The sequence below is a fragment of the Roseococcus sp. genome, assembly GCF_965227005.1.
Taxonomy (GTDB): Bacteria; Pseudomonadota; Alphaproteobacteria; order Acetobacterales; family Acetobacteraceae; genus Roseococcus.
Genome location: NZ_CBDDFJ010000043.1, coordinates 1 through 12,595 on the forward strand (window position 1 = coordinate 1; position 12,595 = coordinate 12,595).

A 12,595-nucleotide genomic window follows, 5' to 3' on the forward strand; every position below is an offset into this window, starting at 1 on the left:
GCTGGTGCCGTGCCCGCCGATGTACTTGGTGAGCGAGTGCACCACGACCGCGGCGCCATGCTCGAAGGGCTTCACCAGCAGCGGCGCCGTCGTGTTGTCCACGATCAGCGGAATGCCGAGCGGCCGGCCGATGGCCGCGACCTCGGCAATGGGGAAGACCTCCAGCTTCGGATTGGGCAGGGTCTCCGCGTAATAGGCACGCGTGCGGGCATCCGTGGCGCGGCGGAAATTTTCGGGATCGGCGGGGTCCACGAAGCGGACCTCGATGCCCTGATCCTTCAGCGTATTGGCGAAGAGGTTCCAGGTGCCGCCGTACAGGTCGGTGCTGCTGACGATGTTGTCGCCGGCCCTGGCGAGATTCTGCACGGCGAAGGCCGAGGCCGCCTGGCCCGAAGCCACCGCCAGCGCGGCGACGCCGCCTTCGAGCGCCGCGATGCGCTGCTCGAGCACGTCGCTCGTGGGGTTGTTGATGCGTGTGTAGACGTTGCCGAGCTCCTCCAGGGCAAAGAGACGCGCGGCATGGCCACTGTCGTCGAACTGGTAGGAGCTCGTCTGGTAGATCGGTACCGCGACGGCATGGGTGGCGGGGTCGCTGCGCCAGCCCGCATGGAGGGCCAGGGTCTCGGGCTTGTGGGTCATCTCGGGATTCCTCGGGGCGCTCAGCGAGCGAACAGGCGGGAGAAGAGGGAGAAGAAGCGGACCGGACGGCGTTCGATGCGCTCGTCCTCCGTCCTGCCGCCGTGGCGATCGCGGTCGAATTCCTCGACGCGCGCACCGAAGCCGGCGAGGAACCAGCCGGCATCTCCAGAGGCGGCGATGGCGATGAAGGTGGCGTCCTCCATCAGGGGATTTGAAAGGCGCATGCGTTTCTCCTGCGCCGCGGGATGCGGCGCCCGGATGGCGGCTTCGGAAAGGGGAGGGGTCGGCGGCTTAGCCGCGACGACAGGCCGGACAGCGCATCGCAACAGTCATCCGGCGCATGCTCGCATAGGGAGCGGCGAGGTGAGCGATGGCGGGCATATCGTCGTCCTCCTCAGATCCGGGTTGGGTCATCGCCAATGCGACGGGGCGATTACGCGACGAATAGGATGGTTCGTCAAGATAAATATCACAGAAAATAGTTCAATTTTAATTCCACAATAATTTATGCGATCCATCGATCGCCCGGCCGACCTCCAGGAAGCTGATGGCATGGGTCATGCCGCATGCCCGGCCGCGACGCCGGTGCCGAAGGCCTCCAGCGCCAGCGTCACGAGGCGACGCGTGCACAGCGCCTCGTCGAGCTGCCCGGTGTCGAGCACGAGCTCCGCCTCGTGCGGGGCCTCGTAGGGCGCGGAGATGCCCGTGAAATCCGCGAGCCGGTCCTCGCGCGCGCGGCGGTAGAGGCCCTTGGGGTCGCGCGCCTCGCAGGTCGCCAGATCGGTCGAGAGATACACCTCGCGGAACCGGTCGCCGGCGATCCGCCGCGCCTCCGCGCGGTGCGCCGAGAGGGGAGAGATCAGCGCCACCACCGCGACGAGCCCGGCATCCGCGATCAGCGCCGCCGCCTCGGCCGTGCGGCGCACGTTCTCCGCGCGGTCCTCCGGCCGGAAGCCGAGGTCGCGGTTCAGCCCGCGGCGCAGATTGTCGCCGTCCAGCAGCGTGGCCTGGATGCCGCGCGCCGCCAGCTCGCGCACGGCGCGCGTCGCCAGCGTGCTCTTGCCCGAGCCGGACAGTCCGGTCAGCCAGAGCACGCCGCCGCGATGCCCGTTCACCCGCGCGCGCTCCTCGGCCGTGAGAGGCGCCTCGACGGCCGTGAGATTGCTGCCGGCCAACTCCACCGCTTCCACCACGAAGCCGCCGACGATGCGGTGGTTGCGCACCAGCACGCCGCGCCCCGTCTGCGGACTCGCGCCGTAAGTGTCGAGCGCCAGCGGCCGGCGGGCCCGCAGGCGCGCGCGTGCCACGCCGTTCCGTTCCAGCCGTTCGGCCGGGACCGAGGTTAGCGTGTCGACGTCGATGACGGCCTCGATGGCCTCGACCGCCGCGCGCGTCTCGGCGGTGCCATGACGTAGCGTCAGTCGCTCGCCCTGGAGCAGCGGCTCGGCGTCGAGCCAGAAGAGGCGGACCGTCACCGCATGCGCCTCCGAAGGCGGAGCGAGGGCCGCGCCCAGCACCTGGCCGCGCTCGGCGAAGACGTCGCGGTCCAGCACCACGGCGACGCTCTCGCCGGAGCCCGCGCCGAGGCGCGGTTCGCCGCCCCAGCGTTCCAGGCTCAGCACCCTGGCCCGGCGGCCACCGGGGGCGAGCAGCACCTCGTCGCCCACGCCGATGCGGCCCGTCTCCACCCGCCCGACCAGCACGCGTCGCTCGCCCAGGCGATAGACGTCCTGCACCGGCAGGCGCAGCGGCAGGTCGTGGGGGCGGGGCCGCGGCGGCAATCCGTCGAGTGCGGCGATCAGGCTCGGCCCGGCATACCAGGGCGCCGCCTCGCTCCGCGCCACGACATTGTCGCCGTGGCGGGCGGAGAGCGGGACGACATGCACCGCCGCGAGGCCGAGCGCGCCGAGATATTGCGCCAGCTCCGTGCGCAACGCCGCGAAGCGCCCCTCGCTCCAATCGACCCGGTCCATCTTGTTCACGGCGACGACGATGTTCCCGACGCCGAGGATGGAGAGCAGGTAGAGGTGGCGGCGCGTCTGCTCGCCCACGCCCTGCTCGGCATCCACCACGAGCACCGCCGCTTCGGCCTGGGCCGCGCCGGTCACCATGTTGCGCAGGAATTCCGCATGGCCCGGCGCGTCGAGCACCGCGTAGCGCCGCTCGGCGCCGCGGAACCAGACTTGCGCCGCATCCACCGTGATGCCCTGGTCGCGCTCGATCTGCAGGCTGTCCAGGAGGAAGGAAAATTCGAGGTCGAGGCCGCGCTTCGAGGACTGCTCGCGCAGCGCCGCGATGCGCGCCGCCGGGATCGCGCCGGTATCGTGCAGCAGGCGCCCGACCAGCGTGGACTTGCCATGGTCCACATGGCCCACGATCACCACGGGGAAGGCCACGTCCTTGAGCGCGAAGGCGGCCTCGCCCGCGCGGGACGCGGTGAGCGCCGCATCGCGCCGGTCCACCACCGCCTGGTCATCCCCCACGGCCGGAGGATTCAGCTCTCCCGGCGCGCTCACAGATAGCCTCCGACGCGCAGGCGCTCGAAGGCATCTTCGGTCTCGTTGTCCATGCTGCGGCCGGCGCGCTCCGGCTCGGTCGTGGCGCGCAGCTCGGCGAGGATGGCGGGGATATCGGCCGCCAGGCTCGAGATGGGCTGCGTGATGCCGATCTCGCCGAGCGAGCGGAAGCGCCGACCTTCCCGCGCGAAATACAGGTCGCAGACGGGGATGTTCTCGCGCGCGATGTAGCGCCACACGTCGAGCTCGGTCCAACGCAGCAGCGGATGGATCCGCACGTGTGAACCGGGCGGCTTGTCGAGGTTGTAGAGGTCCCAGAATTCCGGCGGTTGGTCGCGGAACTCCCAGTTGCCGTCCTCGGCGCGGGGGCTGACGATGCGTTCCTTGGCGCGCGTCGCCTGCTCGTCGCGACGGATGCCGGCGATCACGCCGTTCAGCCCGTAGCGCTGCACGGCGGCGCGCAGACCTTCGGTCTTTCGGGCGGCCACGCGACTGGCCGGCGGCAGCGTCGGATCGGTCGCCTCCAAAGGCGGGCAAGGGTCGGAGATGAGCTCCAGTCCCCATTCAACGGCATAGCGCTCGCGGAACGCATAGGCCTCGGGAAATTCGAGTCCCGTGTCGAGATGCATCACCGGAAACGGCACGCGACCGAGGAAGGCCTTCCGCGCGAGCCAGATCAGGACGTTGCTGTCCTTGCCGAGCGACCAGAGCAGGGCAAGCGGACGGACGCGGCTATAGGCTTCCCGCAGGATGAAGAGGCTGTCGGCCTCCAGCTGGTCGAGATCGTCCATGGTGTGACTATTCGCTTTCAGGGAGGAGGGAGGTGTGAAGTGGATGCCGCATTCGGTCTTCCCGGTGCCGCGCCATCGCCCGGCGCGCGGGGCTTCGCCGGTGGCGACCGGGCTGGTGCAGGGCTGGCAGCCGACCGAGGCGTAGCCTTGCGCCGCCAGCGGATGGGCCGGCAGGTCATGGCGAAGGCGATAATGCTCGAGCTCTTCGGCGTCCCAGCTCATCAGGGGCGAGACGCGCAGGCGCCCACCCTCTTCGCGCACGGGAGACAACGCGGTGCGCTCCGCGCCGTGGTAACGCTTGCGACCGTCCACGACGACGTCGAAGCCGGCCAGGGCCCGCTCCAGCGGGCGGACCTTGCGCAGCGCGCAGCAGGCGTCCGGCGCCGAGGACCATAGCGCGCCCAGCGGATCTTCCGCCGCTACCTCCGAGGGATCAGGGTGGATGTCGCGCAGGCCGGTCAGCGCCAGGCGGCGGGCAAGGGCATCCCGATGCGCAATCGTCTCCGGGAAGTGCCGCTCGGTGTCGAGGAAGAGGACGGGGAGGCTGCGATCCACCAGCGCCGCCATGTGCAGCAGGATGGCGGCCTCGGTGCCGAAGGAGGACAGGATGGCGACCCGTCCGGGATAGCGAGCCAGCAGGATCGAGAGGATAGCGGGCGGGGAAAGGCCCTCGATCTCGCTCTCGGACAGAGGCGGGCTCACATCATGGCGCCGGCGGCGAGGACGGCCTCCTCGATGCTTCCATGCGGCGGCGGGAAGGCGACCTGCAAGGTGACGCCGAAGGCCGCCATCGAGACGAGGAAGACGGTGAGGACGGGGACGCCCAACTGTTGGGTAAGGAGGAGGATTTCCATGGGAGCTCCGAAAGGGACGGGTCGCGGTCGAGGCGTTGCAGGCGTGATCGTCAGCGGCGACGACACCCGGTCCTGACGCCGTGCCTGACGAAGGAGACCCGATCGATGCGGAGACCATGGGAGTTGCGCATAACCCGAGACTACGCAGATTTCATCGTTGGTCAAACTTATGCGCTATTTTTTATAGTGAAATTATTTCGGATTAATTAATTGAAAAACACTAATTAACTTCAAGATAAGACCTTTTGGCCTCAAGGAGACGTGGGGATCACGGCATCGAAAATGCAGATGTTCGGTAAAATAACATTTCTAATTGTGAAAATCCCGTGACCGGTCACTCATCCAGACCGACACCGCCGCCGCCATGACGCCGGAGAGCAGCGCGCCGACCGTGCGCCCAGCGCCGCCATGGATCCCCAGGCGGAACTTCCGGACGGTCGGTGCGGTGGTCATCCCGCTTGCGGCGATGCCGGGGATCAGCCTTGCCCGCGCCTCGCGCGCCCGTCGCAGCGGGCCAAAGACGTGGCTGGAACAGCAGGGGCGGCAACCAGGTGTGGGCATGCGTGCCGGATCGTTTTCGCGTGGCTGAGCGTCAAGCCGCCTTGCACGGCTTCCGAGGTTGCAGCGCTACTGGAGCGCACCCGAACGCACCCTGGCCAACTACGCCCTGCTGATCACGCGTAGTCCGGGCGCCATCGAGCCCGAGGATCTCGCGCGCCTCCGCGGCGCATCGCTGATCCCGGCGGCGCTACAGGCCTTCGAAGAGCTCGGTCGAGAGGTAGCGCTCGGCGAAGGAGGCGGCGATGCCGACGATCAGCTTGCCCTCCATCCCCGGCTGCCGGGCGATCCGCATCATGGCCGCCAGCACCGCGCCGGTGGAGATGCCGACGGGCACGCCGTCCAGCCGGGCCACCGCGCGGGCGGCAGCGAAGGAGGCACGCTCGGCCACACGCTCCACGCCGTCGAGGTTGGCAAGATCCAGCACGCCAGGCCTGAAGCCCGCGCCGATGCCCTGGATGAGGTGCGGCCCCGGCTCGTCGCCGTTCAGCACGGCGCTCTCGGCGGGTTCCACGCCGATGACGCGCAGGCCCGGCTTGCGCGGCTTCAGCGCGCGGGCGATGCCGGTCAGCGTGCCGCCTGTGCCGATGCCTCCCACGATCGCATCCACCTCGCCGGCGGTGTCGCGCCAGATCTCCTCGGCGGTGGTGCGGACGTGGATGTCGGGATTGGCCGGATTGTCGAACTGCCGGGCGATCCAGGCGCCCGGCGTCGTGGCGAGGATTTCGTCGGCGCGGGCGATAGCGGCGGCCATGCCCTTCTTGCCGGGAGTGAGCTCCAGCTCCGCGCCCAGCAGCCGCATCATCTTGCGCCGCTCGATGGAAGCGGCGTCGGGCATGACGACGATCAGCCGGTAGCCCTTGGCGGCGGCGACGACGGCCAGAGCGATGCCGGTATTGCCCGAGGTCGGCTCGATGATGGTGGAGCGTCCGGGCGCGATGATGCCGGCGGCCTCGGCGGCCTCGACCATGGCCAGGCCGATGCGGTCCTTCACCGACCCGCCCGGGTTGAAGAATTCCAGCTTGAGCGCAAGGCGGGCGGGCAGCTTCTCCTCGGCCATGAGGCGCGGCAGCAGCACGGTGGGCGTGTCGCCCACCGTATCGAGAATGCTGGAGCGGAGGCGATGGCGGTTCTCGGGCGATTCCATGGATTCCTGGTTAGCACGGAAATTCCACGAAGCCGCGAGGCTCCATCAGGAATCGCGGGTGGCCGATCTTGTTGCCACGAGATACGCATCGGTTGAGACGACAAGGGAAGAGGCCCGGCCGGTGCGCGGCCGGGTCGAAGCGATCAGCTCAGCAGATCGGGCTCCTCCGTCGTGATCTTGTCCCAGAGCGGATGGAAGCTGAGGATTCCGCCGCGCTCGCTGCCCACCTGCGTCTCCGTGAGCTTAGCGACGTCGTGCGGGATCGGCTGAGGCGTGCCGGCCGCCTCGGCCAGCAGCTGCGCGCGCGCGGCGTTGTCCAGTGCGATGAAGCGCCAGGCCGCGGCTTCCACCGTATGGCCGACCGTCAGCAGGCCGTGGTTCTTCAGGATCGCGGCCTTGTGCGGCCCCAGCGCCTCGGCGATGCGCCTGCCCTCCGACTGGTCCAGCACCACGCCGGTGAAGTCGTCGAACACCGCATGCGCCTCGTAGAAGGCGCAGGAATCCTGCGTCAGCGGATCGAGCGGCCGGCCGAGGGCCGACCAGGCCTTGCCGTGGGTCGAATGGGTATGCGCGGCGGCCACCACGTCGGGACGCGCCGCATGGATCGCCGAGTGGATGGCGAAGGCCGCCCGGTTCACCGCGTGGTCGCCCTCGACCACCTCGCCCTCGTCATTGACGAGGATGAGGTCGGAGACGCGGATGCGGCTGAAGTGGAAGCCGAGCGGATTCACCCAGAAATGATCGGGCTTGATCGGGTCGCGCGCCGTCACGTGGCCGGCAAGGCCCTGGTCGTAGCCGTAGCGCGCAAAGAGCCGGAAGGTCGCGGCGAGGCGCTGCTTGCGATGCAACCGCTCCTGCTCAGGGGTGCGCTCGGGCGGGCCGTTGCGCAGGAGGGAGAGGAATTCCGCGCCGCGGCGCTCAGGGGTGCTGATCTGGTTCATGGAGGGGCTTTCGAAGAGGGTGATGGGCGGATGGGGAGGGACGGCAGCGCCGACATCGCCCGCCGCTCAGGCGCCAGGGTTGCGCGCCACTCATTCCGGCTGGACCTGGGCCAGGCGCAGCAGCGCTTCCGCCCGCTGGAAGTCTTGCGCGATGTACGCATCCAGCGCGGTGCCCGTCTCGAAGAGCGGCTGGATGCCGAGCCCGGCGAGGCGGGCCTTCACGGCCTCCTCGCCGAGGATCGCGCCGATCTCTTCCGCGACCCGCGAGGCGATCTCATCCGGCAGGCGGGCCGGGCCCCAGACCGCCCACCAGGTGTGAACGTCCACGCTCGGGAAGCCGCCCTCGGCCGTGGTCGGGATCTCGGGCGCCGCGTCGAGCCGGCGGGGCGAGGTGACGGCCAGGCCTCGCAACGAGCCCGAGCGGACCGGCGGCAGCATCGCCAGCACGGGGTCCATCAGCGCACCGATGCTGCCGCCGAGCAGATCGGCCAAAGCGGGCGCGGTGCCGCGATAAGGCGCCATCGCGAGGTCCGCGCCGATCTGCCGGATCAGCTCGAGCGTCGCCAGATGACCGGCCGAGCCGAGTGAGCCGAGGCCGAAGGACCACTCGCGCGGATTGGCGCGTGCCGCCTCCGCCAGCTCGGCCAGGGTCGTCTGCGGCCGGTTGCGGTTGATGGCGAGGAGGCAGGCGCCCTGGCCGGTGCGCGCGATGGGCCGCAGGTCGGTCAGCGGATCGTAGCCGGGACTGCGCATCACGAGCCGCGCCACGGTCTGGATGCTGGCCGAGACCAACAGCGTGTGTCCGTCAGGGGCGGCCTGCGACACCGCGATGCCGCCGATGGTGCCGCTGGCACCGCTGCGGTTCTCCACCGTGACCGTCTGGCCGGAGCGTTCCTGCAGGCGCGTGGCGATGACGCGGCCCATCACATCGACGGAGCCGCCGGCCGCGAAGGGCACGATGATCCGCACGGGGCGCGTGGGCCAGGCCGCCGGCGCGGCCGCCCGGGCCAGGAGCGGTGCGCCGGTCAGGCCGGCGATCAGGCTGCGGCGGCGCATCATGCCCGCGCTCCGGCGAAGAGATCGGGATAAGAACGCGGCCGGTCCCTGAGGCAGTTCTCATTCACGCTGCGGAAGAGCGGGTACAGCGGATCGGCGGTCGAACTCATCGGAAGAACTCCAGGAAGGAAAACATCACCGCTGCAGGCCCCAGCGATCGACGGTGCGGCGCTCCAAGGCGCGGAAAAGCACGCCCTCGACCACGAGGCCGATGGCGATGACGGCGAGCAGGCCGGCGAAGACCTCGTCGATCTGCAGGTTGTTGCGGCGCTCGAAGATCAGCCAGCCGAGGCCGCCCGAGCGCGAGCTGGTGCCGAAGACCAGCTCGGCCGCGATCAGCGTGCGCCAGGCGAAGGCCCAGCCGATCTTGAGGCCGGCGATGATGGCGGGTAGGGCGGCCGGTGCCAGGATGTGCAAGGTCAGGCGCCAGCCGCGCAGGCCGAGATTCTCGCCCACGCGGCGCAGCGTCGGCGGGATGGCGCGCACGCCGGAATGCGCGTTGAGCGCCACCGCCCAGAGCACGGAATGCGTAATCACGAAGACCAGGCTCGGTGCGCCGAGGCCGAACCAGAGCAGCGCCAGCGGCAGCAGCGCGATGGCCGGCAGAGGGTTGAACATGGCGGTGAGGGTGGAGAGCAGCTCGCTGCCGAAGGTGCTCGCGACCGCGAAGGTCACCAGCACCGCCGCCAGCGCCAGGCCGGCGGCATAGCCCATGGCCAGGACCTCCAGCGAGGCCGCGGCGCGTGCCGGCAGCTCGCCCGTGACGGTCATTCGCCAGAAGGCGGCGATGGTGTCGAGGAAGGTCGGGAAGATGAGATCGTTGGCGATCCAGCGGCCATAGAGCTCCCAGGCCAGGGCCAGCACCAACAGCACCCCGGCGCGGCGCAGGAGCGGTCGCCAGCGGGCTTCGCCGGCCGCTGGGATGGGGCGCGTGCCGTCAAACATCGGCGGTCTCGGGCAGCAGCAACTGGCTCAGCTCGGCTTCCAGCCCGCCGCGCTCCGCTGGGGCGGCGGGCACCGGCAGCTCGGCCTGCACGCGGCCGGGATGCGGCGAGAGGACCAGGATGCGGCTGCCGAGCAGCACCGCCTCCTCGATGGAGTGCGTGACGAAGAGCAGGGTGAAGCCGTGCTCCTGCCACAGGCGCAGCAGCTCCTGCTGCATCCGCCGCCGCGTGAGCGCGTCGAGGGCCGCGAAGGGCTCGTCCATCAGCAGCAGACGTGGGCGGACGGCGAGCGCGCGCGCGATGGCGACGCGCATCTTCATGCCGCCCGAGAGCGTGTGCGGAAAGGCGTCGCCGAAGCCCGTCAGGCCGACCTGACGGATCAGGAGTTCCGCCCGGGCGCGCGCCTCCTCGCGCCCGATGCCGGCCAGGCGCAGCGGATAGGCGATATTGGCCGCGACGCTCTTCCAAGGCAGGAGCTGTTCGAATTCCTGGAAGACCATCATCCGGTCAGGCCCCGGGCGACGCACCGGCACGCCGTCCAGCAGTACGCGCCCCTCGCTCGGCCGCAGGAAGCCGCCGATCGCGCCGAGGAGCGTGGATTTCCCGCAGCCGGAAGGGCCCACGAGGATCAGCCGCTCGCCGCTTCGCACGACGATGTCCACCTCCTCGACGGCGGTGACGGCGCCGAAGCGGATCGTGACCCGCTCCAGCGCCAGGACCGGCGGCTCAGCTTCCAGGGCCATCATGCGCCTCGGGGAAGAAGATATCCTTCCAGGATTCGATGCGGACGGGGATCTGGCCCGTGTGATGCTGGAACCGGGCGAAGTGCAGCACGCCCTGGGGCTGGGTCGTGAAGTGGTGCTCGGGGTCGCGGATCAGCGCCTCCACGAAATCCACGCTGAGCGAGGAGCGCTCGGCGCGGACGTAGAGCTCGGCCGCCGCGCGCGGATTGGCGGCGATCCAGGCATTGGCCGTCTCCTGCGCGGCGCGGATGGCGCGCAGCGTGCGCGGATTGGCATCGCGCCAGCGCTGCGTGGCGTAGAGCAGCGTCACGCTGTGCGGGGCGCCCACCACGTCATAGGACGAGAGGACGCGGCGGATGCCCTCGTGCTGGAGCTGCTGGTTCTGGAAGGGCGGGTTGCCGAAATGCGCGGTGATTTCGCTCCGGCCGCCGATCAGCGCGGCCGTCGCGTCCGGATGCGGCAGGCTCACCGTGAGCGGGTCCAGCCGCGCATGCTGGCCGGGGCCGAATTCCTTCTCGGCGGCCATTTGCAACGTGATGGCCTGGAAGGAGACGCGCGCCGCCGGCAGGGCGATGCGGTCCTGCGGCGTGAAGTCGCGCAGCGTGCGCACCGCCGGATTGCGCGTGTTCAGCCAGAGGGGCGCCGCCACCAGAGAGGAGATGGCGTGGGCCTTGAGATTGTTCCGGCTGCGCGCCCAGAGCAGCACCACGGGCGGGATGCCCGCCGAGGCGATGTCGAGATTTCCCGAGAGCAGCGCGTCGTTCATCGCCGCGCCGCCGCTCACCTGGATCCAGCTGACATTCGGCTCGGGCAGGCCGTCGGCGCGCGCCTGCTGCTCGATGAGTCGCTGCTCGCGGATCACGGTGAGGGGCAGGTAGGTGATGCCGAACTGCACGGCGATCCGCAGCTCGCGGCTCTCCTGCGCCCTCGCGGAACCATGGAAGGATGCGGCGGCCGCGCCGCCCAGCACGCCGCGCCGGGTCGCCCTCATGCCGCGAGCCCCTGGCCTTTGACGGTGACGCGCGAGCCGCTGCGGACATGCGGGAAGTAGTCCCAGATCGCGAGGTGCTGCACCGCGCGGTTGTCCCAGAAGGCGACGGAATGCGGCTGCCAGTGGAAGCGGATCTGGAAGTCCGGCTTCTCGGCGTGCTGGTAGAGGTGGTTGAGGATCGCCTCGCTCTCCTCCTCGCTCACCTCATTGATGCGGGTGGTGAAGAGGCGGTTCACGTAGAGGCCCTTGCGGCCCGAGATCGGGTGGCGGATCACCACCGGATGCACCGCGCTGGGGAAGACGCGGCCGCGATCGTCGATGCCGTGCAGCGCGTTGCGGCGGCGGTAGTTGCGCTCGCCGGAATGCAGCGCGGTCAGCCCTTCGAGATAGGTCTTCAGCCGCGGGGACAGCGCGTCATAGGCCGCGGCCAGGCTGGCGAAGAGCGTGTCGCCGCCGAAGGGCGGGGTGGTGTGGATGTGCAGGATCGAGCCGAGCGGGGGCTCCTGGAAGCAGGAGACGTCGCTGTGCCATTTCTCGCCGGCGATGACCTTGGATTGCGCGTCGGCATGGATGGGCAGGATCTCGGGATGGCCCTCGGGCCCGGGCGTGTTGGGGTGGATGTCGAGCTCGCCGAAATAGCGGCCGAAGCGCTTCTGGCTGTCGTGGTCGAAGCGCTGCTCCCGGAAGAACAGCACGCCGAATTCGCCGAGCGCGCGGTGCAGTTCCTCGACCTGTCGATTGATGAGGGGGCGGGTGATGTCGATGTCCCGCACCTCGGCACCGACATGCGGCGAGACGCGATGCAGCGTCAGTGTCTCGTAGCTCATGGGAATATCCCTTTCGGAGCGAAAGCGGGTCGAGCGGCGGTCACGTCAGGGCGAGAAGGGCGACGAGCAGCACGATCCCTGGTGGGACGAGCGAGTGCGCGCCGTCCGGGAGCCAGACGCGAGGCGCATCGAACTCGCTGAGCATCATCTCGCCATCGTGTGGGTTGCCCGCGCGTACCGGTCCATCGGGCAACTCGGAAGTCTGTCGGAGAGTCATACAGCAGTTGTGCAATGTGGAAAAATTATAAAGCATTTTAAGATAGTGAATATGACTCTCGCCTTTGTCCAGGCTTTCTTCGGGCGTCGCGCGAAAAGTTCGCGCTGAAATCCGGGCATCGCCCAGGCCGTCGTGATCAGGTGGCGGTGACCAGCAACGGCGGGGGCATCATAGTCTTCGTCTATGAAAATGGCGGGGCGGCCATCCCCTGTACGGCGCACCGCCTCGTAATCCGAAACTCGCTTTGGCGCGGCCAGACGAGCATCGTGGCTGGCAGCGATGAGCCGCAATGCCATTCGGCAATACAAAATAGCAATTTAAAAAAGTTAAATATGGAAAAATCTGTTACTGAACGTTAAAATTTACCTCGG

At 69.1% G+C, this 12,595-nt stretch carries 13 protein-coding genes and 1 pseudogene; all 14 read right to left on the reverse strand.

Annotated features, from left to right (window positions below; translation table 11 throughout):
- Window positions 1-639 (reverse strand): PLP-dependent transferase (locus ACO057_RS23515; protein WP_421996106.1); only part of this gene is annotated, 639 nt, incomplete at its 3' end.
- A 20-nt stretch (window positions 640-659) separates the two neighbouring features.
- Entirely contained in the window at window positions 660-863 is a 204-nt protein-coding gene (locus tag ACO057_RS23520) for a hypothetical protein (protein WP_421996108.1), read from the reverse strand.
- 333 nt (window positions 864-1,196) lie between these two features.
- Window positions 1,197-3,122 carry an adenylyl-sulfate kinase gene (gene cysC / locus ACO057_RS23525; protein ID WP_421996110.1) on the reverse strand — a complete coding sequence of 642 codons (1,926 nt, stop codon included), beginning with the start codon at window positions 3,120-3,122 and terminating at the stop codon, window positions 1,197-1,199.
- Between the two features lie 29 nt (window positions 3,123-3,151).
- Complete coding sequence (gene cysD / locus ACO057_RS23530) at window positions 3,152-3,946, reverse strand: sulfate adenylyltransferase subunit CysD (protein ID WP_421996163.1); 795 nt, start codon at window positions 3,944-3,946, stop codon at window positions 3,152-3,154.
- A 45-nt stretch (window positions 3,947-3,991) separates the two neighbouring features.
- Window positions 3,992-4,648: pseudogene (locus ACO057_RS23535) on the reverse strand (phosphoadenylyl-sulfate reductase); the annotation flags it as partial.
- Window positions 4,645-4,800 carry a hypothetical protein gene (locus tag ACO057_RS23540; protein ID WP_421996112.1) on the reverse strand — a complete coding sequence of 52 codons (156 nt, stop codon included), beginning with the start codon at window positions 4,798-4,800 and terminating at the stop codon, window positions 4,645-4,647. The gene ACO057_RS23540 and the pseudogene ACO057_RS23535, both read right to left, overlap by 4 nt.
- Window positions 4,801-5,109: 309 nt before the next feature.
- Entirely contained in the window at window positions 5,110-5,361 is a 252-nt protein-coding gene (locus tag ACO057_RS23545) for a hypothetical protein (RefSeq protein ID WP_421996113.1), read from the reverse strand.
- A gap of 187 nt (window positions 5,362-5,548) precedes the next feature.
- Window positions 5,549-6,505 carry a cysteine synthase A gene (gene cysK, locus ACO057_RS23550; RefSeq protein ID WP_421996115.1) on the reverse strand — a complete coding sequence of 319 codons (957 nt, stop codon included), beginning with the start codon at window positions 6,503-6,505 and terminating at the stop codon, window positions 5,549-5,551.
- A 143-nt stretch (window positions 6,506-6,648) separates the two neighbouring features.
- Window positions 6,649-7,446, reverse strand: a complete 798-nt coding sequence (locus ACO057_RS23555; RefSeq protein WP_421996117.1) for a class II aldolase/adducin family protein — start codon at window positions 7,444-7,446, stop codon at window positions 6,649-6,651.
- A 90-nt stretch (window positions 7,447-7,536) separates the two neighbouring features.
- Window positions 7,537-8,505 carry a Bug family tripartite tricarboxylate transporter substrate binding protein gene (locus tag ACO057_RS23560; protein WP_421996119.1) on the reverse strand — a complete coding sequence of 323 codons (969 nt, stop codon included), beginning with the start codon at window positions 8,503-8,505 and terminating at the stop codon, window positions 7,537-7,539.
- Window positions 8,506-8,637: 132 nt separating this feature from the next.
- Window positions 8,638-9,447 (reverse strand): ABC transporter permease, encoded by an 810-nt coding sequence (locus ACO057_RS23565; RefSeq protein ID WP_421996121.1) that lies wholly within the window; start codon window positions 9,445-9,447, stop codon window positions 8,638-8,640.
- Window positions 9,440-10,189, reverse strand: coding sequence for an ABC transporter ATP-binding protein (locus ACO057_RS23570; protein WP_421996123.1), 750 nt, complete (start codon window positions 10,187-10,189; stop codon window positions 9,440-9,442). The genes ACO057_RS23565 and ACO057_RS23570 overlap by 8 nt, the downstream gene beginning before the upstream one ends.
- Complete coding sequence (locus tag ACO057_RS23575) at window positions 10,173-11,180, reverse strand: ABC transporter substrate-binding protein (RefSeq protein WP_421996125.1); 1,008 nt, start codon at window positions 11,178-11,180, stop codon at window positions 10,173-10,175. The genes ACO057_RS23570 and ACO057_RS23575 overlap by 17 nt, the downstream gene beginning before the upstream one ends.
- Window positions 11,177-12,007, reverse strand: coding sequence for a TauD/TfdA dioxygenase family protein (locus tag ACO057_RS23580; protein ID WP_421996127.1), 831 nt, complete (start codon window positions 12,005-12,007; stop codon window positions 11,177-11,179). Before ACO057_RS23580 ends, ACO057_RS23575 begins: the two co-directional genes overlap by 4 nt.
- Between the last annotated feature and the right edge of the window lie 588 nt (window positions 12,008-12,595).